Below are 22,825 nucleotides of genomic sequence, written 5' to 3'. Positions count from 1 at the left end.
GCGGGGCCCCCGCCCGCCCCCCCGATTCTGGGGTTGCCCGCGGGCCGCGGGGCGGGGGGCAAACCCCCCCCCCCCCCCCCCCGGGCCGGGGGGCGCCCCCCCCGGGGGCGCCCCCCCCCCGCGGTCCTCTGCGTGTCCGATCGAGCTGCCGGCGCCGGCGCCCCGTGGCTCTCAGCGGGAGAGCGGCGGGCGGGGTCCTTGCGGGAAGTCGCCCGGCGTGGCCCCGGGCTCGTCCCGGATCACCTCGCCCTGGACGACCTTGCCGTCGGGCCGGTGGATACGCGCCTGCTGGAAGGCGTCGCCCAGGGAGCCCCGGGTGGCCTCGCGGAGCTTGTGCTCGAGAGTGCGCTCGGCGTAGCGGCTCACGGCCTTCTGCACCGGGGGCACGAGCAGGAGCAGACCGACCGCGTCGGAGATCAGGCCGGGGATGATCAGCAGCAGTCCGCCCAGCATCATCAGGCCGTTGCCCTCGCTGCTCGGCCGCGGCTCGGCCAGCACGCCGTTCTGCTGCTGTTGCAGCGTCTCGGTGAGGCTCTTGAAGGCGCGCCGGCCGGCCCGCTTGATGACCACCGAGCCGAGAGCCAGACCGGCCAGCAGCACCAGAAGGACCACCAGCCCGTTCGACGCCCCGGCGACGACCGTGAGCAGCCAGATCTCCAGCACCAGCCACGCGGCGACGCCGAGCGGCAGGAAGGTACGCAGCCTGGAGCGTCGGGGCCGGGCGGTGTTCGGGGTCTGAGCGCCAGTCGTCATACTCCCAGTGTGCCGAACGCCGGCTCAGTACGGGATAAGCGGGACCTCCGGAACAGCGGGCCGCCCGGGGCACGCCCCGCGGGACGGTCCGACCGAACAGGCGGGGCCTACGACTTGGCCTGCTCCGTATGTCCGGACCGCTCCTTATGTCCGGACCGCTCCGCCTCCGTCGGCCCCGCGGTCCGCTCGCCCGGCTTCGGCTGCCCGGCCCGCCTGTCGTCCTCGCGTCCGAGGACCTTGCCGACCCTCTCCCCCACACCCCACGCCGTGACCCGCCACAGCGCCTCGACGAGGATGTCGCGGCTCATCTTCGAATCGCCGAGTTCCCGCTCGACGAAGGTGATGGGCACCTCGACGACGTGGTAGCCGGCCTTGACCGCGCGACGGGCGAGGTCGACCTGGAAGCAGTAGCCCTGGGAGGCCACCTCGTCCAGGCCGAGACCCTCCAGGGTCTCGCGCCGGAACGCGCGGAAGCCGCCGGTGATGTCACGCAGCGGCAGATCGAGCGCCATGCGCGAGTAGAGGCTGCCGCCGCGCGAGATGTACTCACGGGACTTGGGCCAGTTGACCACCCGGCCGCCGGGCACCCAGCGCGAACCGAGCACCAGGTCGGCGCCCTTGAGCGCGGTGAGCAGCCGGGGCAGTTCCTCGGGCTGGTGGGAGCCGTCGGCGTCCATCTCGACCAGTACGCCGTAGCCGTGCTCCGCGCCCCAGTGGAAGCCCGCGAGGTAGGCGGCGCCCAGGCCCTCCTTGCCCTTGCGGTGCAGCACCTGGACCTGGTCGTCCTCGGCGGCCAGTTCGTCGGCGAGCGCGCCGGTGCCGTCGGGGCTGTTGTCGTCGGCCACGAGAACGTCCGCCTCGGGAACGGCCTTGCGCACCCGTCCGACGATCGCCTTGATGTTGTCCGCCTCGTTGTAGGTCGGAATGATCACCAAGGCCTTGCCGAGCGGGCCGAAGGTCCTCCCCTGGGCATCCGCCGCGCGGGTCCCGTCGCCGTCGTTCACTGCAGCCCCTTCATCTCCTGTGCAGGGTCCCACCATAGTGGTCGCAGCACCTGCGATGACGTGAAAGGACGTTCGTACGGTGCTGTGGATTTCCGAGGGTCTGCCGGGGGCCGGGCAGCAGCGTGTTGTTGCGTGTACGGCGGAGGGGGCCCGGCGCCCTTCGGGCCGACCTGGGACCCGCTGGCTGCGAGTCGACCTGAAGCCGTTGTCTACTGAGCGACCGGGCCCCACCCGGGGTCACACCTTCCCGACCCGCCGGAACGTTCCCTCGGCGTCGCGCCGGCGCTGAGCCGGCTCCCAGTGGCGATGGACCGTGCGGCACACCGTCCCTGACCCAGCGGCGCCGCCGCGAGTGAGCGGAAGTTCCCGGTCGGGCGTCGGTGTCCCCGGCCGAACCTACCGGCCCCCCGCCGCCGTCTGTCAACAACCGTGCGACCCGCGCCCCGTGGTTCCCTGCCCGGTCGCCGGGAGGACGCGCAGGTCGCGCGGCGGGGGTACGCCACATGCTCGTCGCCGGACGACCGGCGTGGATCACTCGCCCGGCCGTACGAAGACCGTGCGTCCGCCGACCACCGTGCGCCGGCAGACGGGCAGGTCACCGCCCGGGGTCAGGTCCGGCAGGCCGGGGGTGCCGGAGCGGGGGTCGGTGGACCAGCGTGCCACCCGGTCGTCCGGCGCCTGCACCACGAGAGCGCCGGTGTGCCAGACGGCGTAGTCGGCGGGCGCGCCCGGCACCAGGACGCCCGCGTCGTCACGCCCGATCGCCCGCCAGCCGCCGCGCGTGTGCGCGGTGAACGCGGCGCGCACGGAGACGCGGTGCTCCGGCGTGCGGTGGAAGGCGGCAGCCCGGACGGTGCCCCACGGGTCGAGAGGGGTGACCGGGCTGTCGGAGCCGAAGGCGAGCGGGACACCGGCGCGCAGCAGGGCCGCGAAGGGGTTCAGGGTGCGGGCCCGCTCCGTGCCCAGGCGCCGGGCGTACATGCCGTCCTCGCCGCCCCACAGGGCGTCGAAGGCGGGCTGGACGGAGGCGGTCAGGCCGAGTTCGGCGAAGGCGGCGATGGTCGAGGGGGTGAGCATCTCGGCGTGTTCGACACGGTGCCGGGCGGCGCGGATGCGGTCGAGGCCGACCTTCCCTGCGGCGGCGCGCATTCCCCCGGTCACCGCGGCGACGGCGGCGTCGCCGATGGCGTGGAAGCCCGCCTGGAGGCCCGCCTCGGTGCAGTCGACGACGTGGTCGGCGATCGCGGCGGCATCGAGGTGGGCGGTGCCGGTGTGGCCGGCGTCGGCGTACGGGGCGTGCAGGCACGCGGTGTGCGAGCCGAGGGCGCCGTCGGCGAACAGGTCGCCCGCGGCGCCGGCCGCGCCCAGTTCCCGCGCCTTGGCGACGTTCCGCTCGGCCCAGTAGCCGACGACGCGCGGGCCGGGGCCCTCGGCGGCGAGCCGCAGCAGGCCGGTGAAGTCGTCCTCGAAGGAGATCTCCGGCCCGCCGCACTCGTGGACGGTGCCGATGCCGAGTGAGGCGGCGTGCGCCAGCGCGGCGCGCTGGGCCTCGGTGCGCTGGGCGGACCTGACGGCGCCCAGGGCGGCGGCGCGGACGGCGTGGTGGGCGTCGCCGGTGAGAGGTCCGTCCTCGCGGGCGACCTCGCCGGCGCCCTCGCGGGCGACGAGGTCGAGCAGCGCGGTGCTGACCACCGCGGAGTGGACGTCGATCCGGCTCAGGTACAGGGGGCGCCCGCCGGTGGCCGCGTCGAGTTCGGCACGGGTCGGCGGACGGCCGCCGGGCCAGCGGGCGGCGTCCCAGCCGTGGCCGAGCAGGACCCTGTCGGCCGGCCGGGCGACGGCGAACTCCCGCACCCCGGCCAGCGCGGCCTCCAGGGAGGGTGCCCCGGACAGGTCGAGGCCGGTGAGCGCCAGTCCGGTGGCCGTGGTGTGCACATGAGCGTCGGTGAACGCCGGGGTGACCAGCGCCCCGTCGAGGTCGATCACCTCGTCCACCCCGTCCGCGAAGGAGTCGGCGGCACCCTCGGAACCGACCCAGGCGACCTGACCGCCCTCGACGACCATCGCGGTGGCGAAGGGGTCGGCGGGGCTGTGGACCTCTCCGCGGCGGAGCAGGACGGTGCGCGGCGGGTCTGTGTGCTGCGGGGCGGTGCGTTCGCTCATAGCCCTCAGTCTCGCCCCTCGGAGGGCCCGGCCCGCACCCAGGGCCGCCGTTCACGCCCTGGGCGCGTCCTGTACGCCCGCGCACACCGGCGCTCCCGCGTGGGTGACGGTTTCAGACGCGTGGCGGCCGGGCCTCGTACGGCGTGGACAGGACCACGGTCGTCCGGGTGGAGACACCCGCCAGCGAACGCACCCGCGCGAGCAGTTCCTCCAGTTGGTGCGGGGTGGCCACGCGCACCTTGAGGATGTAGTTCTCGTCGCCCGCGACGCTGTGGCAGGCCTCGATCTCGGGCACGCCGGCGAGGCGGTCCGCGATGTCGTCGGGGGCACTGGGATCGAACGGTTTGACCGAGATGAAGGCGGTCATGGGCAGGCCGACGGCATCCGGGTCGACCACTGCGGCGTAGCCGCGGATGACTCCACGCTGTTCCAGTCTGCGCACCCGCTGGTGCACGGCCGACGTGGACAGGCCCGTGGCCTTGCCCAGGTCTGTGTAGCTCATCCGCCCGTCCTTGACGAGCAGCTGCACGATCTGTCGGTCCAGCTCCTCCATGGCGCAAGAACCTACAGTGCCGTTGATCCCGTCGGATACCTGAGCTGTCCAGGTCATGGCCGGTTCGTGATGTGCCGGGCGCCCGTCCCGTCCCGGACGGGGGACAAAGCCGTCGCAGGGGGCACCTGAGGTCGACGTGTGACGAACACCACAGCGTTCGAACGTTCTCCGTGATGTTCTCGTGATTACCCCCCACGGGGGACGGGAAGTGCTTGCTGTGGTCGAGGCCGCAGCGCCTTCACGGCCCAGCCCGAGGGGGAGAACCCATGCAGAGTCTTAAGCGCCCTGATCGCAGCACGCCCAAGCGGCAGCCGGTCGTCGAACTCGTCCCGGAGTACGTCGATCCCGACGCGCTCGACGACGAACTCGACGCGTACGACACCTTCGAGATGTACCGGGTCGTGTGCCCGGACTGCGCGCAGCCGATCGCCCTGCTCGCGGACGAGGAGGTCCTGCCGGAGCACGCGCTGTGCGCCACCCCGTGGAACCCGTTCGGGCTGACGGTCTGCGCCGGTACGGGCCGCAGCGCCGACGACGCCCGGCCGGCGGACGAGTCCGCGACGCCCCAGGAGCAGGACACCGCCCTGCTGCTGACGCTCCCTCAGGGACTCGACTGGCGCACCCAGCCGTTCTCGCACGTCGGAGGCCCGGCTTCGCGCCCGATGAGGGTCCCCGCCATGCGGCGCCACGCGGCCTGAGCCGCCCCGGCCGCCCCGCCCGGCGCCGAGTCGGCCCACGGACGCGCGCCGGACCTGCCGGGCGCACCCGGCGCACGCGCGTCGCTCCCGCCGCGCGCACCGCGACCGGCACTGCGGTGCGCCACCGGGCTCCGGGTGCGCCCGGGGCCGTCCGGTCGGCCGCGAACGCACGCACTATTCGGGCGGTCGGTGACCTGCCCGGCCGCTCCCGCGTTGCCCAGGCATGACGACCCCCACGCACTCGAGGACCGGGCGTCAACGACTCGCCCTCGCCCCGCCGTCCGCACCGCGGCCCGTGGCCCGCACCGCGGTCGCGCCGCTGACCGTGCCCGTTGCGCCGCCGCCACCGCCCCGGCTGCCGGATCCGCCGATCTACCGGGAACTGATGCGGGCCTGGGCCGACGAGGGCCGCGCCCTGCCCGGACGGCACGACCCGGAGTGGGCCCGGCTCGCGGCGCCCTGGCGGGGACTCGGCCGGTTCAGCTCGTCTGCGGCCCCGCGAGATGGCGGGCGATGACCATGCGCTGGATCTGGTTCGTTCCCTCGACGATCTGCAGGACCTTGGCCTCACGCATGTAGCGCTCGGCCGGGAAGTCCGCGGTGTAGCCGTAGCCGCCGAGGATCTGGACGGCGTCGGTGGTGACCCGCATCGCCGTGTCGGTGCAGTGCAGCTTCGCCATGGCCGCCTGCTTGGCGAACGGCCGTCCGGCGTCGCGCAGTCGGGCCGCTGCGAGATACAGCGCGCGCCCGGCCTCGATCTGGGTGGCCATGTCCGCGAGCATGAACCGCAGCCCCTGGAAGTCGGCGATCGGCCGTCCGAACTGCCGTCGCCCGGACGCGTAACCGAGCGCCTCGTCGAGTGCGGCCTGCGCCAGGCCGATCGCACAGGCCGCGATGCCGAGCCGCCCGCCGTCCAGCGCAGACAGGGCGATCGCGAAGCCCTGCCCCTCCTCGCCGATCCGCCGGTCGTCGGAGACCCGTACGCCGTCGAAGTGGACCTGCGCGGTGGGCGAACCCTTCATGCCCATCTTCTTCTCCGGCACGGCCGCGCTCAGCCCTTCGGCGTCGCCGGGGACCAGGAACGCGGTGATTCCGCGCGGGCCCTCCTCACCGGTGCGGGCCATGACGGTGTAGAAGTCCGCGATGCCGCCGTGCGTGATCCACGCCTTGGTGCCGGTGAGCGTCCAGTCTCCCCCGCCGTCACGCACCGCCCTGGTACGCAGTGAGGCCGCGTCCGACCCGGAGGAGGGCTCGGAGAGGCAGTAGGCGCCGAGCAGATCCCCGCCGAGCATCGCCGGCAGGTACTCGGCCTGCTGCTCCTTGGTTCCGTGGGTGGCGAGCGCGTAACAGGCGAGGGTGTGCACGCTGACCCCGAGGCCGACGGTCAGGCGGGCCGCGGCAAGCTCCTCGAGGACCTGGAGGTAGACCTCGTACGGCTGCTCCCCGCCGCCGTACGCGGAGTCGTAGGGCAGGCCGAGCAGTCCGGAGCCGGAGAGCAGGGCGAAGGCCTCGCGCGGGAAGCGGGCCGCGTCCTCCTCCTCCGCCGCCTTCGGGGCGATCTCGCGCTGCGCGATGTCGCGGACGAGCGAGATCAGGTCCCGCGCCTCGTCCGTGGGCAGTTGCCGGTCCACCGGCTGCGGGGCGTGGTCGGACATGGCGACGCTCTCCTCCCTGTTCGGGAACGCCGGCGGCTCTGCGCCTCGGGTGGGGGCGGCTCCGCCGGGGTCGTTCCGGCGCCTGGCCGAGGGATGGTCTCCGGGTCTCGGAGGCAGCCGACCAGCCGCTGTGAGCTGTGAGTATGCCCGATCGAGCAGGGCACGTCACTTGTTAACGACCGCTTACTCCAAGAATTTTCCGGACGCCGAAATTGGTCCGCACCATTGACCACACTGGTCTAGTCCTCCTACTGTTTCGCTCCACCGAGTCACCGCGTTCATGCCAAGCGACTCGCGTTTCCCCTCCCCCACGAGGAGACACACCGGATGCCGTCCCCCCACCGCCACCGCCCCCTGCGGGCACTCGTGTCCGCCGCCTGCGCCGCCGCGCTCGGCGCCGGACTGCTCGCCGGCGCGGGCACCTCGACCGTCGCCGCGGCGGCCCCGGCTCAGGAGGCCGCCGCAGGTTCCAAGGTCATCGGGTACTTCACCGAATGGGGTACCTACGACCGCGCGTACCACGTCAAGAACATCGAGACCTCGGGCTCCGCGGACAGGCTCACGCACATCAACTACGCCTTCGGCAACGTCACCGGCGGCAAGTGCGCGATGGGCGACAACTACGCGGCCACCGAGCGGGCCTACACCGCCGCCGAGTCCGTCGACGGCGTGGCCGACACCTGGGACCAGCCGCTGCGCGGCACCTTCAACCAGCTGCGCGAGCTGAAGCGGAAGCACCCCGACCTGAAGGTGCTGTGGTCGTTCGGCGGCTGGACCTGGTCCGGCGGCTTCGGCGAGGCCGCGAAGGACCCGGCCGCGTTCGCCCGGTCCTGCTACGACCTGGTCGAGAACTCGAAGTGGGCCGACGTCTTCGACGGCATCGACATCGACTGGGAGTACCCGAACGCCTGCGGCGCCACCTGCGACACCAGCGGCCGGGAGTCCTTCACGGACCTGATGTCCGCGCTGCGCTCCACGTTCGGCTCCGGCAACCTGGTCACCGCGGCGATCACCGCCGACGCCACGGCCGGCGGCAGGATCGACGCGGCGGACTACGCCGGCGCCGCCGGGTACGTCGACTGGTACAACCCGATGACGTACGACTTCTTCGGCGCCTGGGACGCCGCCGGCCCCACCGCCCCGCACTCGCCGCTGACCGCCTACGACGGCATCCCCAAGGCCGACACGCACACCGCGGCGACCATCGCGAAGCTCAAGGGCCTCGGCATCCCGGCCTCCAAGCTGCTGCTCGGCATCGGCTTCTACGGCCGCGGCTGGACGGGCGTCACGCGGTCCGAGCCCGGCGGCACCGCGACCGGTCCGGCGACGGGTACGTACGAGCCGGGCATCGACGACTACAAGGTGCTCAAGGAGAAGTGCCCGGCGACCGGCACGGTGGGCGGCACCGCCTACGCCAAGTGCGGCGACGACTGGTGGAGTTACGACACCCCGGCCACCGTCGCGACCAAGATGGACTACAAGGACCGGCAGGGTCTCGCCGGCACCTTCTTCTGGGAACTGAGCGGCGACACCCCGGACGGTGAACTGATCGACGCGATCAGGTAACCGCGGGCGGGCGCGCCGGGGGCGGAGGTTCCACGGGGGGCCCTCCGCCCCCGGCGCGGCGCCCGTCGTGTCAGGCGTCGCGGCGGGCGGGCTCCGGGGCCGGATGCGCGGGGTCCAGTTCCTCGATGGCGCGCATGGCTCCGCCGAGCGTCTTCACCAGCAGCTCGCACATGGTCTCGCGGGGCAGCCCGGGGCGGCCGATCCAGTCGAGGGTGGCGCCCTCGACGCTGCAGACCCAGGACAGCAGGCCCATCCGCGCCACGGGCGTGATGTCGGCGGTCCCGTACGCGCCTTCGGCGATGGTCGCGACGATCGCCTCGCGCACCCCGTCCCGGACGGCGTGCACCTCGGCGTCGAAGCCGACGCCGCCGCTGACGATCGTGCGGTACGCGGCCTGGTTGTGCTCGGCGTAGCGCAGATAGCTGTCGACGGTGCGGTGCACCCGCTGGGCGGGCGGCAGTTCGACGCCGCCCGCGGCGAAGGCGACCAGGCCTGCGACCGAGTCCTGGATGATGGCGAGGTAGTAGCCCCGCTTGGAGTGGAAGTAGTAGTAGATCAGCCCTTTGGCAACATGCGCCTGACGTGCGATGTCGTCCATGGAGAGCGCGTCGTACGAGGTGTCGGCGAACAGTTTCCTGCCGATGGCGATGAGTTCGGCACGACGTGCCAGCGAACGCTCGGTGCTGCGCGCTCCGGAACGCACGGCGGATTGCTGACTGATGTTCAATCCTCACCTGGTTTCCTGCGGAGGGCGGGACATCCGCAGTATGGCAGGCCGGCCTCGGGGGAGGCCGGAACGGTCCGAAGGCCGGAACGGTCCGAAGGTCAGAGCAGTCCGAGCTGCGTCACGAACATCGCGACGACCACGACGAGGGTCCATCCCATGAGGTGCTCGAGGATCTTCGGGCCGTCCTCCCGGGGGCCTCCGGTGCGGGCACCGGGGACGGCGGCAGGGGCGGTGACGGCGGCTGCGTTCACGGTCATGGCTTCTCGCTGGTCTCGGAGGAGGCCGTGGACTCCCCCACGGCGCTGTCCACCTTGCCACCGCGAGCGGCTTTTGCGGCCGAGAGCTTGGTCACACGGTATGCGCCGGGCGGGCTCCAGTCCGCGGTGGGCCGCGCTTGCCGACGGCCCACCGCACGCCGTCGTGCCGGAGGAGCATCGACTCGCCGGCCGGGACGCACCCGGCCTCAGCGAGCCGGCGGCCGGTCCCCGGGCATCCGGCCGCGTCAAGACCGAGGTGCGTCCACAGCGCTACGCCGAGCACGCGGGCTTCGCCCCGGAGGTGTGCGGCACCACCACCGACCGGTGGTCAGGTCAGTCCGAGCGACCGCAGAACGCGCTGCTGACGCGGTGTCGGGCGGACGGGCCAGAAGATGTAGCAGACTCCACCCGTACCCCCTCTGACCTGTCCGTTCGCGTCGTACCGCTTCGTCCGCAGCCAGATGTTCTCCCACTCGCGGCGCCGGTAGACGCGGCGGACCGACGCGTTGTCCGGGGATGCGGGGTCGTTGGCGATGACGTCGCCGTCGGGAGTGAAGCCGATCACGGTCATGAGGTGCCCGGCGGTGCCGTACCCCGCTCCGGTCAGCTCCTCCTCCCGGAAGGACTGGGACGTGATGACCGGGATGCCCGCCGCGATCAGCGTCTCCAGGTCGGTCAGCGAACCGAGCCGGGTGACGACGCCCTGAAGGCCCTCGAAGGTGGCCGCGTAGGCCGCGTTGAACGGCCAGTTGCCACAGCCCGCGTACTGGTGGTCGTAGGTGTGGCGGGCCGCGTGGCACACCTGCGGGTCGGCGTAGGACGGGTCGACCCAGGCCAGTTGCTCCTCGGTGAGCCGGCCGCCCCAGTACTCGACGATCATCTGCGAGGAGGTCGGACTGCACCAGGCCTCGCCGCCGTTGTCGTACTCCGGGTACTGGCCCTTGTGGATCTCCTGCGAGTAGCGCGGGACGGTCAGCTCCCGGGCCGTGCCGGGCGTGGAGGCCGGGACGGTGAAGCGGTCGGGGACGTCGGAGCCCATCGCCCCGAGCCGCCACACGGTCGGGGTGAGCTTCATGCCGGGACGGCGGTAAAGGGTCAGCCGCAGCCGGTACGAGACCAGGCGCAGGCCCGAGGCCGCGTCGTCGACGGCGAGGGTGTCGGTCCACACCGTGCTCCGGCCGTCGCTCTGGTCGTCCACCGAGGTGCGCCGGATGTCCTGGTCGCCGGCCGCCCAACGGCCCATCACGTACCAGGGTGTGCCGGTGCCGTCCGTGTACGTGCCCTGCAGCTCGGCCTGGATCCAGGTGCCGTCGGGAGTGCGCGCGTTCCAGGAGACGATGGCCTCCGTCGCCGGCACGGCGAGCCGGTGGACGGGCGAGGTCCAGGTCGCGTACTCCCATGCGGCGGTGCGGCCGGTGTGCGGATCGGTGTAGTCGGTGGTGCCGGCCGGCTTCGCGACCACCAGGCCGGGGCGGACGCCCGCGACGGCGCGGGTACCCTCGGCACGGCCGGCGCGCCAGTCGCCGTACGAGGTCCAGGCCCGGTTGTCGACGCGGCGGGCCGCGGCCGCTCCGGGGTCCGCGGAGCCGCCTGCCGTGCCGGCGGACCGGCCGGTCGCGGTGCCGGCGGAGGCCGGGCTCGCGCTCGACGCGACGGCGGCGACGACCGCGGCGGCCAGGAGGGTTCTGCGGGACGGCTGTTCGGCTCTGCTCATGGGTGAAGAACCCCCCAGGTGTCGGAGTCGGACTCGGAATCGCCCCACCCGGTGGACGCGGGTCGGAGGGACCGTGTCCACCGGGTGGAGCGACGCCCGCCCACTATGGACGTACCGGAGCGGGCCCGCCAGCACCCCGGACCGTGCCGCGCCGACCGTCATCGGACTCGACCAATGGCACGCGCGGCGGCAGCCGGTGTTTCGGTGAGTCCGGCGGCCCGGCGGCCCGTCGGCCCGTCGGCCCGTCGGCCCGTCGGCCGTGCGGATCGTTCCGGGAGGGCGGGCAGGTCCTAGAGTGGGACTCCGTCACCGTCTCTCCCTCGCCCCGACCCGTCTCACCCCGGAACCCGTCATGCACGCTCTCGTCTCCCGCATTCGCCGGCTCGCCCCCTCCTGCGGACCGGTCCGGCTGGTCGGTGTCGACGGCCACGCCGGCTCCGGGAAGTCCACGTTCGCCGGGCGGCTGGCCGACGGACTGGACGGCGCCCCCGTGCTGCGGCTCGACGACATCGCCAGCCACGAGGAGCTGTTCGGCTGGACCGGGCGGCTGTTGAGCCAGGTGATCGGTCCGCTCGGCCGCGGAGAGCAGGCGTCCTACACCCCCTACGACTGGCGGGCCCGTGCCTTCGGGCCGCCGTTCCCGCTGCCGCCCGCCCCGGTGGTCGTCGTCGAGGGCGTCGGCGCGGGACGGCGGGCGCTCCGGCCGCATCTGGCGCTGCTGCTGTGGATGGATCTGTCCGCGGAGGCCTCCTGGTCGCGGGGGCGGGCGCGGGACGGTGAGGAGCAGCGGGGCTTCTGGGACGGCTGGGTCGGGGCGGAGCAGCGGCACTTCGCCGACGACCCGTCACGTCCCTTTGCCGACCATCTGGTTCGGGAGCGCGGGAAGGGATATGAGGTGCTTCCCGGACCTGCCGGGACTGCCGATCCGAACCCGCCCCTCACGCACGGTGACGGGTCGTCCGCGGTGTGTTGAACTTGTGAAGATCCTCTCCCGGCAAGTCGCCGGAGTGCTCCAACTCCGCTTGACCGGGGGACCGTGCAGGTCTTACGTTCTCAATGTGCGGCCATTCGGAGCCGCCCGCAGACACGAAGCCCCCGGTTGTTCCCCCGTGATCGGGGGCTTCGTTCTGCCTTCTTCCCCTCTTCCGGGCGCCGAGCGGCATATGACGATCACCCTCGGTCACGGTGCGGTGCGGACGTTCTCCTTCCCCCGTCGTCCCCCTGCGGGTACGGCCCTCTACGGAGGTCGCGGCGCCGCAGGTACGATGCCTTCGGTGCGACCTACGGACGCTGCTTCGCGCACCGTGCAACTCCGGTCCGCGGCACAGCGGTTCGCCCCAGGGCAGCCGGCGGGCGAGGGCCGGTAAGGCATACCGACGGGGCACGGTTTGTGGGGGACGTGATGGACTTCGGCACGCAGGGCCCGCAGGCCCCTGCCGACCTCGCCTGGCTGCGGGGCGTGGACGCCTACACGATGGGCGCCTATCCACAGGCCGAGGAGGAGTTCCGGGCCGCGGTGCGGATCGACCCGGGGATGGCGGACGGCTGGCTCGGGCTGCACGCGCTGCGTGTCGACACGACGGCCTCGCTGCTGCGGATGTTCCGGCACCGGGACCGCTTCGGCGAACAGCGCGCCCGGCACCACCGCACCCTCAACTCCTGGTACTGGCTCGGCTGGTGGGTGCAGCCGGTGCTGGAGAGCCCGCGCGATCTGCTGCTCGCGCACGCCTCCCACTGGCTGGACGGCCGCCATGTCCCCGAGCTGGACCGCGCCCTTGCCGGACTCCCTCCGGTGGACACCGACCCGCAGGTCCGCTTCCTGCACGCCTGCCGCGCCTATCTGGTCAAGGACTGGGAGCAGTTGGTCCGGCACACCGACCCACTGCACGGTGATCCGCTGCTCGGGATCGAGACGGGTCTGTTCGGCGGGATGGCCCGGGTGCGTCTGGAGATGTACGGACAGGCCGAACCGTTGCTGTCGGCGGCCCTGATGCGCTGCCGCAGCGAGCAGCCGCAGCGCAAGGAACTGCGCTACTGGCTGGCGCGCGCCCACGAGGGCACCGGCCGCAGCGCCGCCGCGCTCCCCCTGTACCGGGCGGTGCACCGGGTCGATCCCGCGTTCATGGACACGTCGGCCCGGCTCGCCGCCATCGCCGAAGGGGACGGCTACGACGACTCGGCCGACCTCGGCACGGTCCCGCTCGGCGGTGCGGGCGGGGATCTGCTGGACGGCCCGGACACCCTCGACCCGCTGTTCGACACCGAGGGCCGCGATCTGATGCTGTCCGAGGAGGAGCCGCCCGCGCCCGTGCTGCCGGTCACGGGCCCCTCGGTGCGCGCGAGGACGGGCGACCCGGTGACGCCGCTGCCGACCGGCCCCACCGATCCCGCCTTACTGGAGGAAGCGCTCGCCGAGCTGGAGCGCATGGTCGGCCTGGAACCGGTGAAGCGCCAGGTCAAGGCGTTGTCGGCGCAGCTGAACATGGCGCGGCTGCGGGCCGGGCAGGGGCTGCCGGTGCAGCCGCCGAAACGGCACTTCGTCTTCTCCGGGCCGTCCGGCACCGGCAAGACCACCGTGGCCCGCATCCTGGGCCGGGTCTTCTACGCTCTCGGGCTGCTCGGCGGTGACCATCTCGTGGAGGCCCAGCGGGCAGATCTGGTCGGCGAGTACCTGGGACAGACGGCGGTGAAGGCCAACGAGCTGATCGACTCCGCGCTCGGCGGGGTCCTCTTCGTCGACGAGGCCTACGCACTCTCCAACTCCGGCTACGGCAAGGGCGACGCCTACGGCGACGAGGCTCTCCAGGTCCTGCTGAAGCGGGCCGAGGACAACCGCGACCATCTGGTGGTCATACTGGCCGGCTATCCGGAGGGCATGGACCGCCTCCTGGGTGCCAACCCCGGTCTGTCCTCCCGTTTCACCACCCGCGTCGATTTCCCCTCCTACCGGCCCCTCGAACTCACCGCGATCGGCGAGGTACTGGCCACCGAGAACGGCGACGTGTGGGACGAGGAGGCGCTGGACGAACTGCGGTCCATCGCCGGACACGTGGTGGACCAGGGGTGGATCGACGAGTTGGGCAACGGGCGCTTCCTGCGGACCCTGTACGAGAAGAGCTGCGCGTACCGGGATCTGCGGCTGTCGGCGTATCCGGCGTATCCGGGCACGCTGACCCGGGAGGACCTGGCGACGCTGCGGCTGCCGGATCTGATGCAGGCGTACGGCGAGGTGCTGTCCGGGCGGGGGCCGCAGGACCCTCCGGCGGCGTGACACCGACGGGTCCCCACGGCTCCTGCCCGGCCTCCCCGCCGGTGCGCACTCCGGCGCTTGCTTCCGGAGCACCGCGCTCCTGACGTCAGCCGGCGAGCGCTCCCTTCTGGGCGCCCTCCCTGGGTTCGGTCACCCCGACAGCCGCTCCCGTGCCGGACTGCGCCCCGTTGTCCGGCGGCGATCCGGTGCCGGGACGCGTTCCGGGGTCCGGCCGCGGTCCGGTGCCGGGACGCGTCGCGCCGTTCGCCCGCGTGCCCGGTCCCTCGCGGTGCGCCGGGTCCCGGACCTCGCCCACCAGCAGTTCCAGGACGTCCTCCAGGGCCACCAGGCCCCGTACCCGGCCGGACGTGTCGGCCACCTGGGCGAGGTGGGTGGCGGCGCGGCGCATCACGGTGAGGGCGTCGTCGAGCGGGACTTCGGGCCCGAGGGTCGGCATGCGCCGCCAGAGGCGCTGCGGCACCGCCCGGTCGGGCTCCTCCAGGTCGAGTACGTCCTTGACGTGCAGGTAGCCCATGAAGGCGCCGTCGGGTACGGCGACCGGGAACCGGGAGTAGCCGGTACGGGCGGTGAGTTCCACGATCCGGGCCGGGGTGACCCCGGGACCGACCGTCACCAGTGACTCGCGGGGCAGCAGTACGTCCGTCACCGGGCGGGAGCCCAGTTCCAGGGCGTCCTCCAGGCGCTCCGCCTCCTCGGGGTCGAGGAGACCCGCCTGGCCGGCGTCCTCGACGAGCCGGTTGAGCTGCTCGCTGGTGAAGACGGCCTCGATCTCGTCCTTCGGCTCGACGCGGAAGGCCCGCAGGACGGTCCGGGCGCAGGCACCGAGGGCGACCGTGACGGGTCCGCACAGGCGGGCGAACCAGACCAGTCCGGGGCTCAGCCACAGCGCGGCCTTCTCCGGGGCCGCCATCGCGAGGTTCTTCGGAACCATCTCGCCGATGACGAGGTGGAAGAAGACCACGGCGGCGAGCGCGACGACGTAGCCGAGCGGATGAACCATGCCGTGCGGCAGACGCATCCATCCGAAGACCGGCTCCAGCAGGCGGGCGACCGTCGGTTCGGCGACCGCGCCGAGGGTCAGCGAGCAGACGGTGATGCCGAACTGGGCCGCCGCCATCATCTGCGGCAGGTGCTCGAGCCCGTACAGGACCTGGCGGGCCCGTGCGGTGCCGAGCGGTTCGATCTGGCTGCGGCGCACGGAGACCAGCGCGAACTCGGCGCCCACGAAGAAGCCGTTGGTGAGGACGAGCAGCGCGGCGAACAGGAGGTGCAGCAGACTCATCCGGCTGCCTCCACGAGCGGCGGGGCCGCCTCGGCCGCTTGGACCAGGCGGACGCGCTCGGCGCGGTTGTGTCCGACGCGGCGCACCGAGAGCCGCCAGCCGGGCAGTTCCGCGCGGTCGCCGACGGCCGGGATCCGGCCGAGCCGATCGGCGACCAGGCCGGCGACGGTCTCGTAGGGCCCCTCGGGCACGAGGAGGCCTATGCGGAGCAGAACGTCGACGCGGACGCTGCCGTCGACGTCCCAGGCAGGGCTGCCGTCCTCCGGCGGAACGGGGACGGGCTCGGAGGCTTCGCCGAGCAGGTCGTCGTGTTCGTCGAGGACCTCGCCGACGATCTCCTCGACGATGTCCTCCAGGGTGACGACGCCGGCCGTGCCGCCGTACTCGTCGACGACGACCGCGAGGGGCTGCCCGCTGCGCAGCCGTGCCAGCAGCGGCCGTACGGGCAGGGATTCGGGGACGAGCAGCGCGGGGCGGGCGATGCCGCCGACGGGGGTGCGCAGCCGGTCGGGCGGGGGCACCGCGAGGGCGTCCTTGAGGTGGACCGTGCCGACGACCTCGTCGATCCGCTCCCGGTAGACGGGGAAGCGGGACAGGCCGGTGGCCCGGGTCAGGTTCACCACGTCCTCGGCGGTCGCGGAGTCCTGCAGGGCGCTGACCTTCACGCGCGGGGTCATGACGTGCTGCGCGGTCAGCCCGGCCAGGGACAGGGTCCGTACGAAGAGGTCCGCGGTGTCCTGTTCCAGGGCGCCGGCCCGCGCGGAGTGCCGGGCCAGGGAGACGAGTTCGCCGGGGCTGCGGGCGGAGGCGAGTTCCGCGGTCGGCTCGATGCCCAGGGTGCGCACGAGCCGGTTGGCCACGGCGTTGAGCCCGGCGATGACCGGGCGGAACACGCGGGCGAAGGCGTGCTGCGGGCCGGCGACGAACCGCGCGACCTGCAGGGGGCGGGACACCGCCCAGTTCTTGGGCACGAGTTCACCGATGACCATCTGCACGGCGGAGGCCAGCAGCATGCCGATGACCACGGCGACGGTGGAGACCGCGCCGGTGGGGACGCCGGTGCCGGTGATGGGGCCGTGCAGCAGTTCGGCGAGTGCGGGTTCGGCGAGCATGCCGACGACCAGGGAGGTGAGGGTGATGCCGAGCTGGGTGCCGGAGAGCTGGAAGGACAGCTCCTTGAGTGACTCGACGACCCGGTGGGCGCGCCGGTCTCCGTCGGCGGCGGCCTGTTCGGCGTCCGGTCTCTCGACGGTGACCAGGCCGAACTCGGCGGCCACGAAGAACCCGTTGGCGAGAATCAGCAGGAATGCGGCTGCGAGGAGCAGCAGGGGGGTGGTCATGATGCCGCCGCTTGTGCACGGTCGCGGACCTCGGGGAGCGGGTCCGCGCTATGTCGACAGGGGGCGGCGCACGTACTGCAGGACGATCCGTCCATCGCCGGAGAGGGTCACTCCTCGGATAGCTGGAGCCCCTGGGGCACCGGGCGGGGCGGCAGGGGCGGGGGCGCGGTCGTCGCGCCTGTGTCCTACAGATTAATCAGGACAGGGGCGACCGCGGCAGGGTGGACGGCCCCGAGGTGTCCCCGACGTGTTCCCGAGGTGCCCCTGACGCGTTCCCGGATCAGCCCTGGGAGGTTCCGGGGCCGGTGGCCGTGGGCCGTGCCGCGGCGAGCGCCCGCAGGGCCCGCGCGTCGGCGATGGCGTGCTCCCGGGCGATGCCCGGCTGGATGCCGAGCACCGGCAGGCTGGTGCCGTCGCTGAGGTCGAGGAAGACCCAGGGGTCACCCGGACGGAGGTTCACCTGAAGGATCTGGGCCCACTCCAGCCGGCGCCGGTTCACGATGTTGACGACGGTGACGCCCGTCTCGTCGGCGTCGACCCTGGGCCGGGCCAGCAGGACCAGGGTTCCGGCCAGGAGGGCGGCGGTGAACACGAAGCTGAGGCGCTCGCCCGGGCTGAGCTGCTTCAGCAGCAGCGCGATCAGGGAGATGGCCACGAAGAGCGCGGCGGCCGCGATGAGCAGCACCGCGCGGGTGCGGCCCGGCCGGAAGGTGACGGGCAGGGCGGGCAGTTGGTCCGACGGGGTGGCCGGGGTGGGACCCGGGGTGGCGTCGGGGGTGGTGTCCGGCATGGTGCGGCTCCGGGATCGGTCCGGGTCAGAGACGGCAGGCGTGGATGGCCGTGGTGAGGATGGCGCGGGCGCCGAGGTCGTAGAGGTCGTCCATGATCCGCTGGGCCTCCTTGGAGGGGACCATGGCGCGGACGGCGACCCAGCCCTCGTTGTGCAGCGGGGACACGGTCGGGGACTCCAGGCCGGGGGTCAGCGCGACGGCCTTCTCCAGCTGCTCGACCCGGCAGTCGTAGTCCATCATCACGTAGGTGCGGGCGACGAGGACGCCCTGGAGGCGCCGCAGGAACTGGCCCACCTTGGACTCGACGGTGTCGTCGGCCCCGGCCTCGGCGCCGGTGCGGCGGATGACGACGGCCTCGGAGGTCATGATCGGTTCGCCGATGACCTCCAGGCCCGCGTTGCGCAGGGAGGTGCCGGTCTCGACGACGTCCGCGATGACCTCGGCGACGCCGAGTTCGATGGCGGTCTCGACGGCGCCGTCGAGGTGGACCACGGAGGCGTCGATGCCCTGCTCGGCGAGGTGCCGCGCGACGATGCCCTCGTAGGAGGTGGCGACCGTGCTGCCGTTCAGGTCCGCGACGCTCCTGGCGGCGCTGGGCTTGGCGGCGAAGCGGAAGGTGGAGCGGGCGAAGCCGAGGGGCAGGATCTCCTCGGCCTCGGCGCCGGAGTCGACCAGGAGGTCGCGGCCGGTGATGCCGATGTCGAGGCGGCCGGACGAGACGTAGATGGCGATGTCGCGGGGGCGGAGGTAGAAGAACTCGACCTCGTTGACCGGGTCGACGATCCTCAGTTCCTTCGACTCCCGGCGCTGCTGGTAGCCGGCCTCATGCAGCATCTCCGCCGCAGGGCCTGCCAGTGAACCCTTGTTGGGGAGTGCGATGCGCAGCATGAGGTCGGCTTCCTTTGCGGTCCGGCGGTGTCAGGGGTGGTGGGGGGCCCGCGCTCACAGGTGGGCGTAGACGTCGTCGAGGGAGATGCCTCGGGCGACCATCATCACCTGGACGTGGTAGAGCAGCTGCGAGATCTCCTCGGCGGCCGCTTCCTTGCCCTCGTGCTCGGCGGCCATCCAGACCTCGGCGGCCTCCTCGACGACCTTCTTGCCGATGGCATGGACGCCCTTTTCCACCAGTTCGGCGGTGCGGGAGGTGGCGGGGTCGCCGTGCGCGGCCTTGTGCTGGAGCTCGGTGAAGAGCTCCTCGAACGTCTTCTTGGACATGGTGGTCCTTACCCTACGCGGTGTCGGGGGCAGCTCACCGCCAGGGTTCGGATACCGAACGCAGCGTGGCCGCGGTCGCCACCGCCGCCGTGACCGCCTCGTGCCCCTTGTCCTCGGTGGAGCCGGGCAGTCCGGCGCGGTCCAGCGCCTGCTCCTCGGTGTCGCAGGTGAGCAGGCCGAAGCCGACGGGCACGCCGGTGTCGGTACTGACCTGGGTGAGTCCCTGGGTGACGCCCTGGCACACGTACTCGAAGTGGGGCGTGCCGCCCCGGATGACGACGCCGAGGGCGACGACCGCGTCGTAGCCGCGGCCGGCGAGGACCTTCGCCAAGACCGGGAGTTCCCAGCTGCCGGGGACCCGCAGCAGGGTCGGCTCGTCGATGCCGAGGTCGTGCAGGGCGCGCAGGGCGCCGTCGACCAGTCCGTCCATCACCTTCTCGTGCCACTGTGCCGCGACGACGGCGACGCGGAGGTCCCCCACGTTGCGTACGGACAGTTCCGGTGCACCCTTGCCGCTCACATCTCTCCTCGGTGGTTCTCTTGCCGGCCGCCGCGGTGGGGCTCTCCCGCCGGTCGCCGTGGTGGTTGGTCGTCCCGGGTGGGCGCTGTCACTGGTTGCCGCAGGCGGGCACGGTCGGCGTGTCCAGCCAGGGCAGGTCGTGGCCCATCCGGTCGCGCTTGGTGCGCAGGTAGCGGATGTTGTGCTCGCCGGCGGTGACGGGCATCGGCTCGCGGCCGGTGACCTCGATGCCGTACCGGACGAGGGCCTGGGACTTGTCGGGGTTGTTGGTCAGCAGGCGGACTCCGCGTACCCCGAGGTCGGCGAGTATCCGCGCGCCGGCGGCGTAGTCGCGGGCGTCGGCGGGCAGGCCGAGTTCGAGGTTGGCGTCGAGGGTGTCGCGTCCGCGTTCCTGGAGTTCGTAGGCGCGCAGCTTGGACATCAGGCCGATGCCGCGCCCCTCGTGTCCGCGCAGGTAGACGAGGACGCCCCGTCCCTCCGCCTGGATGCGGTCCATGGAGGCGTCCAGCTGGGGGCCGCAGTCGCAGCGCTGGGAGCCGAAGATGTCGCCGGTGAGGCATTCGGAGTGGACGCGCACGAGGACGTCCCGGCCGTCGCCGATGTCTCCGTGGACGAGGGCGACGTGTTCGACGCCGTCGATGACGGAGCGGTAGCCGTAGGCGGTGAACACGCCGTGGGAGGTGGGCAGCCGGACCTCGGCCTCGCGGCGGACGGTGGGCTCGGAGCTGCGGCGGTAGGCGATCAGGTCCTCGATGGAGATGATCGTCAGGCCGTGCTTGCGGGCGAACGGGACCAGTTCGGGCAGGCGCAGCATCCGGCCGTCCTCGCCGGCGATCTCGACGATGGCGCCGGCCGGGCGCAGTCCCGCGAGACGGGCGAGGTCGACGGCGGCCTCGGTGTGGCCGTTGCGTACGAGGACGCCGCCGGAGCGGGCGCGCAGCGGGAAGACATGGCCGGGGCGGACGAGGTCGGCGGGCTCGGCGGTGCCGCTCGCGAGCAGCTGGAGCGTGGTGGCCCGGTCGGCCGCCGAGATGCCGGTGCTCACACCGTGGGCGGCGGAGGCGTCGACGGAGACGGTGAACGCCGTCTTCATCGACTCGGTGTTGTCCTCGACCATTTGCGGGAGGCGGAGCCGGTCCAGTTCGTCGCTCTCCATGGGGGCGCAGATCAGTCCGCGGCATTCGCTCATCATGAAGGCGACGATCTCGGGGGTCGCCTTCTCGGCGGCGACGACGAGGTCGCCCTCGTTCTCGCGGTCCTCGTCGTCGACGACCACGACGGGGCGGCCGGCCGCGATGTCGGCGATGGCCTGTTCGACCGGGTCGAGCATGGGGTCCTCGAACTCCTCGGTGCGGTAAAGGATCGGTGCCGTGCTCATACCGGCGCTCCTTCCAGGGCGGGGCGCGCGTCCTCGCGGGAGCGCAGCCACCAGTCGCGCAGTCCCCACAGGACCAGCGCGCCGTAGATGACGTAGACGAAGCCGGAGAAGGCGAAGCCGTTGGCGAAGTTCAGCGGTACACCGACGAGGTCGACCAGCAGCCAGGCGAACCAGAACTCGACCATGCCGCGGGCCTGGGCGTACATGGCGACGATGGTGCCGACGAAGATGTAGGCGTCCGGCCAGGGGTCCCAGGACAGGGACGGGTACAGCGTGAACAGCCCGCCCACCGCGAGGGTGCCGACCGCCGCGGCGCCCACCATGAGCGCGCGCTCGCGCCAGGTGGCGAACCGCACCGCGAGGGAGCCGTCCTGCGCCTGCTGCCGGCCGCGGTTCCACTGGTGGAAGCCCCACGCGGCGACGAGCATGACGACGATCTGCTTGCCCGCGCTGCCGGAGAGGTGGGCGGTGGCGAAGGCCGTGAAGAGGATCAGGCCCGAGACGAACTGGGCGGGCCAGGTCCAGATGGAGCGGCGCCAGCCGAGGGCCAGGGCGACCAGGCCGATCACGTTGCCGATCATGTCCGACCATTTGATGTGCTGGTCGAAGAGGGTGAACGCCTCGGAGTTCAGCCAGTTCACTTGGTGGCCCCCTCACCGATCGTCCGGTCGCCGATCGTCCGGTCCCCGATCAGCCGCTCGACGTATTTGGCGATGACGTCCACCTCGAGGTTGACCGGGTCGCCGCTCTGCTTGAGTCCGAGGGTGGTCAGGGCGAGGGTGGTGGGGATCAGGCTGACGGTGAAGAAGTCCTGCCCGGCCTCCACGACGGTGAGGCTGATGCCGTCGACCGTGATGGAGCCCTTCTCCACGACGTAGCGGGAGAGTTCGGCGGGGAGCGAGATCCTGACGATCTCCCAGTTCTCGGACGGCTCGCGGCCGAGGATCCGGCCGGTGCCGTCGACGTGCCCCTGCACGATGTGGCCGCCGAGGCGGGCGCCCAGGGCCATGGGGCGTTCGAGGTTGACGCGGGAGCCGACGGCGAGGGCGCCGAGGCTGGAGCGGTTCAGGGTCTCGGCCATGACGTCCGCGGTGAACTCGTCGCCCTCGTGGGCCACGACGGTGAGGCAGACACCGTTGACGGCGATCGAGTCGCCGTGCTTCGCGCCCTCGGTGACGGCGGGGCCGCGCAGCCGGAAGCGACAGGCGTCGTCGAGGGTCTCGACGGCGGTGATCTCGCCCAGTTCTTCGACGATTCCGGTGAACACTTCCCGGGTCCTCCTGCCTCTTCGGGCACGGACTCCGGGGCTGCCGACGACGACAGAAGTACGGGCGAAGCACCGGGAGCGACGCCGGACGGAGTCCGCCACGAGGACGGACCGGTACGGCGGCGCGCATGGATGCCCGCCCGCCGCGCACTGCCTCCCATCCGGACTTTAACCGTCGGTCCAGGAATTTCACCTGGTCAACCGGCCACTGGAAGCGGCCGGGTCGCGGACTGTAACCGCCGGTTCGGACTTTCACCGACCCCGGAGTGCGCTGCTGCTGGTACAGGGCCAGTGTGCCACGCCCGCCCGCCGTCCATACAGGCACCGGGTGTGGGCTGCCTCACAGAAGGTGACACCGTGCGCCGTCACCGCGGGACGGGTCCCCGGAGGACGGCCCGCGATCAGCCGCCCGCTTTCACCCCCTTGGACGCCACCGGAACGCGCGGGGACACGCTCTGCGGCTGGTCCATACCTATTGACGAAGTGGTCTAGTCCTCTTACCGTCTGCTTCAGCCTCCCCAGAGACCGGCCCGGCGGCGGTGACGACGGCCCTTGCCCGCCGCCGGGCCTCACCACCGCTTCCGCCGCGCCCGCCGCTTCCGCCCGCCGGGCCGGTCCGCGGCCCCGTGTCACGTTTCCGGCGGCCGTTCCGTCTCCCTCCTGATGAACTG

General features: G+C 72.5%; 21 protein-coding genes and 1 riboswitch. Of the genes, 4 read left to right on the top strand and 17 right to left on the bottom strand.

Annotated elements, in window-relative coordinates; all coding sequences use genetic code 11:
• Nucleotides 1-171 precede the first annotated feature (171 nt).
• From fxsA to ACIF80_RS21355, 4 genes are all read right to left on the bottom strand, one after another.
• Entirely contained in the window at nt 172-753 is a 582-nt protein-coding gene (gene fxsA / locus ACIF80_RS21370; RefSeq protein ID WP_399806783.1) for an FxsA family membrane protein, read from the bottom strand.
• Nucleotides 754-860: 107 nt separating this feature from the next.
• Nucleotides 861-1,757 (bottom strand): polyprenol monophosphomannose synthase, encoded by an 897-nt coding sequence (locus ACIF80_RS21365; protein WP_399806781.1) that lies wholly within the window; start codon nt 1,755-1,757, stop codon nt 861-863.
• A 531-nt stretch (nt 1,758-2,288) separates the two neighbouring features.
• The gene (locus ACIF80_RS21360) at nt 2,289-3,920 is read right to left on the bottom strand and encodes an amidohydrolase (RefSeq protein ID WP_399806779.1); all 1,632 of its coding nucleotides are present in this window, start codon (nt 3,918-3,920) and stop codon (nt 2,289-2,291) included.
• Between the two features lie 112 nt (nt 3,921-4,032).
• The gene (locus ACIF80_RS21355) at nt 4,033-4,473 is read right to left on the bottom strand and encodes an Lrp/AsnC family transcriptional regulator (protein ID WP_042173992.1); all 441 of its coding nucleotides are present in this window, start codon (nt 4,471-4,473) and stop codon (nt 4,033-4,035) included.
• Between the two features lie 266 nt (nt 4,474-4,739).
• Between ACIF80_RS21355 and ACIF80_RS21350 the strand changes: the two genes are divergently transcribed.
• Nucleotides 4,740-5,171, top strand: coding sequence for a hypothetical protein (locus tag ACIF80_RS21350; protein WP_399806776.1), 432 nt, complete (start codon nt 4,740-4,742; stop codon nt 5,169-5,171).
• A 479-nt stretch (nt 5,172-5,650) separates the two neighbouring features.
• Here the strand turns inward: ACIF80_RS21350 and ACIF80_RS21345 are convergent, their stop codons facing one another.
• The gene (locus ACIF80_RS21345; protein ID WP_399806773.1) at nt 5,651-6,826 is read right to left on the bottom strand and encodes an acyl-CoA dehydrogenase family protein; all 1,176 of its coding nucleotides are present in this window, start codon (nt 6,824-6,826) and stop codon (nt 5,651-5,653) included.
• Between the two features lie 327 nt (nt 6,827-7,153).
• Here ACIF80_RS21345 and ACIF80_RS21340 point away from each other — a divergent pair, with 327 nt between their 5' ends.
• Nucleotides 7,154-8,392, top strand: coding sequence for a glycoside hydrolase family 18 protein (locus ACIF80_RS21340; protein ID WP_399806771.1), 1,239 nt, complete (start codon nt 7,154-7,156; stop codon nt 8,390-8,392).
• A 70-nt stretch (nt 8,393-8,462) separates the two neighbouring features.
• Here the strand turns inward: ACIF80_RS21340 and ACIF80_RS21335 are convergent, their stop codons facing one another.
• The 3 genes from ACIF80_RS21335 to ACIF80_RS21325 form a co-directional block, all read right to left on the bottom strand.
• Nucleotides 8,463-9,119: a TetR/AcrR family transcriptional regulator gene (locus ACIF80_RS21335; RefSeq protein ID WP_399806769.1), complete on the bottom strand. Its 657-nt coding sequence runs from the start codon at nt 9,117-9,119 to the stop codon at nt 8,463-8,465.
• A 98-nt stretch (nt 9,120-9,217) separates the two neighbouring features.
• Entirely contained in the window at nt 9,218-9,376 is a 159-nt protein-coding gene (locus ACIF80_RS21330) for an SCO1431 family membrane protein (protein ID WP_399806766.1), read from the bottom strand.
• 328 nt (nt 9,377-9,704) lie between these two features.
• On the bottom strand, nt 9,705-11,090 hold the full coding sequence (locus ACIF80_RS21325) for a peptidase C39 family protein (protein WP_399806763.1): 1,386 nt from the start codon (nt 11,088-11,090) through the stop codon (nt 9,705-9,707).
• Nucleotides 11,091-11,442: 352 nt separating this feature from the next.
• Between ACIF80_RS21325 and ACIF80_RS21320 the strand changes: the two genes are divergently transcribed.
• A complete protein-coding gene (locus ACIF80_RS21320; protein ID WP_399806760.1) occupies nt 11,443-12,063 on the top strand; it encodes a hypothetical protein in 621 nt (206 codons plus the stop codon).
• Between the two features lie 429 nt (nt 12,064-12,492).
• Entirely contained in the window at nt 12,493-14,361 is a 1,869-nt protein-coding gene (locus ACIF80_RS21315; protein ID WP_399806758.1) for an AAA family ATPase, read from the top strand.
• Between the two features lie 85 nt (nt 14,362-14,446).
• Here the strand turns inward: ACIF80_RS21315 and ACIF80_RS21310 are convergent, their stop codons facing one another.
• The 9 genes from ACIF80_RS21310 to ACIF80_RS21270 form a co-directional block, all read right to left on the bottom strand.
• Entirely contained in the window at nt 14,447-15,643 is a 1,197-nt protein-coding gene (locus ACIF80_RS21310) for a hemolysin family protein (protein ID WP_399806755.1), read from the bottom strand.
• Complete coding sequence (locus tag ACIF80_RS21305) at nt 15,640-16,983, bottom strand: hemolysin family protein (protein WP_399806753.1); 1,344 nt, start codon at nt 16,981-16,983, stop codon at nt 15,640-15,642. Before ACIF80_RS21305 ends, ACIF80_RS21310 begins: the two co-directional genes overlap by 4 nt.
• Nucleotides 16,984-17,263: 280 nt before the next feature.
• Nucleotides 17,264-17,773, bottom strand: coding sequence for a PH domain-containing protein (locus ACIF80_RS21300; RefSeq protein WP_399806750.1), 510 nt, complete (start codon nt 17,771-17,773; stop codon nt 17,264-17,266).
• Nucleotides 17,774-17,798: 25 nt separating this feature from the next.
• Entirely contained in the window at nt 17,799-18,662 is an 864-nt protein-coding gene (gene hisG, locus ACIF80_RS21295) for an ATP phosphoribosyltransferase (RefSeq protein WP_399806747.1), read from the bottom strand.
• A 54-nt stretch (nt 18,663-18,716) separates the two neighbouring features.
• Nucleotides 18,717-18,989 (bottom strand): phosphoribosyl-ATP diphosphatase, encoded by a 273-nt coding sequence (locus tag ACIF80_RS21290; protein WP_010046365.1) that lies wholly within the window; start codon nt 18,987-18,989, stop codon nt 18,717-18,719.
• A 34-nt stretch (nt 18,990-19,023) separates the two neighbouring features.
• The gene (gene ribH / locus ACIF80_RS21285) at nt 19,024-19,509 is read right to left on the bottom strand and encodes a 6,7-dimethyl-8-ribityllumazine synthase (RefSeq protein WP_399806744.1); all 486 of its coding nucleotides are present in this window, start codon (nt 19,507-19,509) and stop codon (nt 19,024-19,026) included.
• 88 nt (nt 19,510-19,597) lie between these two features.
• Nucleotides 19,598-20,887, bottom strand: a complete 1,290-nt coding sequence (locus ACIF80_RS21280) for a bifunctional 3,4-dihydroxy-2-butanone-4-phosphate synthase/GTP cyclohydrolase II (protein ID WP_399806741.1) — start codon at nt 20,885-20,887, stop codon at nt 19,598-19,600.
• A complete protein-coding gene (locus ACIF80_RS21275) occupies nt 20,884-21,528 on the bottom strand; it encodes a nicotinamide riboside transporter PnuC (protein ID WP_399806738.1) in 645 nt (214 codons plus the stop codon). The genes ACIF80_RS21280 and ACIF80_RS21275 overlap by 4 nt, the downstream gene beginning before the upstream one ends.
• On the bottom strand, nt 21,525-22,154 hold the full coding sequence (locus tag ACIF80_RS21270; RefSeq protein ID WP_399806735.1) for a riboflavin synthase: 630 nt from the start codon (nt 22,152-22,154) through the stop codon (nt 21,525-21,527). Before ACIF80_RS21270 ends, ACIF80_RS21275 begins: the two co-directional genes overlap by 4 nt.
• Nucleotides 22,155-22,297: 143 nt before the next feature.
• Nucleotides 22,298-22,428, bottom strand: a riboswitch (FMN riboswitch).
• Nucleotides 22,429-22,825 lie beyond the last annotated feature (397 nt).

This window comes from Streptomyces sp. NPDC085927 (assembly GCF_044540975.1).
GTDB classification, from domain to species: domain Bacteria; phylum Actinomycetota; class Actinomycetes; order Streptomycetales; family Streptomycetaceae; genus Streptomyces; species Streptomyces hirsutus.
The sequence above is the reverse complement of the archived record's forward strand: the minus strand, read 5'-3'. Positions and strand labels throughout refer to the sequence as shown.

Bases quoted from the DNA above. Each gene is read 5' to 3' on its own strand.
- fxsA (WP_399806783.1), bottom strand. From the start codon at position 753: ATGACGACTGGCGCTCAGACCCCGAACACCGCCCGGCCCCGACGCTCC.
- ACIF80_RS21360 (WP_399806779.1), bottom strand. From the start codon at position 3,920: ATGAGCGAACGCACCGCCCCGCAGCACACAGACCCGCCGCGCACCGTC.
- ACIF80_RS21355 (WP_042173992.1), bottom strand. From the start codon at position 4,473: ATGGAGGAGCTGGACCGACAGATCGTGCAGCTGCTCGTCAAGGACGGG.
- ACIF80_RS21350 (WP_399806776.1), top strand. From the start codon at position 4,740: ATGCAGAGTCTTAAGCGCCCTGATCGCAGCACGCCCAAGCGGCAGCCG.
- ACIF80_RS21345 (WP_399806773.1), bottom strand. From the start codon at position 6,826: ATGTCCGACCACGCCCCGCAGCCGGTGGACCGGCAACTGCCCACGGAC.
- ACIF80_RS21340 (WP_399806771.1), top strand. From the start codon at position 7,154: ATGCCGTCCCCCCACCGCCACCGCCCCCTGCGGGCACTCGTGTCCGCC.
- ACIF80_RS21330 (WP_399806766.1), bottom strand. From the start codon at position 9,376: ATGACCGTGAACGCAGCCGCCGTCACCGCCCCTGCCGCCGTCCCCGGT.
- ACIF80_RS21325 (WP_399806763.1), bottom strand. From the start codon at position 11,090: ATGAGCAGAGCCGAACAGCCGTCCCGCAGAACCCTCCTGGCCGCCGCG.
- ACIF80_RS21320 (WP_399806760.1), top strand. From the start codon at position 11,443: ATGCACGCTCTCGTCTCCCGCATTCGCCGGCTCGCCCCCTCCTGCGGA.
- ACIF80_RS21315 (WP_399806758.1), top strand. From the start codon at position 12,493: ATGGACTTCGGCACGCAGGGCCCGCAGGCCCCTGCCGACCTCGCCTGG.
- ACIF80_RS21310 (WP_399806755.1), bottom strand. From the start codon at position 15,643: ATGAGTCTGCTGCACCTCCTGTTCGCCGCGCTGCTCGTCCTCACCAAC.
- ACIF80_RS21305 (WP_399806753.1), bottom strand. From the start codon at position 16,983: ATGACCACCCCCCTGCTGCTCCTCGCAGCCGCATTCCTGCTGATTCTC.
- ACIF80_RS21300 (WP_399806750.1), bottom strand. From the start codon at position 17,773: ATGCCGGACACCACCCCCGACGCCACCCCGGGTCCCACCCCGGCCACC.
- hisG (WP_399806747.1), bottom strand. From the start codon at position 18,662: ATGCTGCGCATCGCACTCCCCAACAAGGGTTCACTGGCAGGCCCTGCG.
- ACIF80_RS21290 (WP_010046365.1), bottom strand. From the start codon at position 18,989: ATGTCCAAGAAGACGTTCGAGGAGCTCTTCACCGAGCTCCAGCACAAG.
- ACIF80_RS21280 (WP_399806741.1), bottom strand. From the start codon at position 20,887: ATGAGCACGGCACCGATCCTTTACCGCACCGAGGAGTTCGAGGACCCC.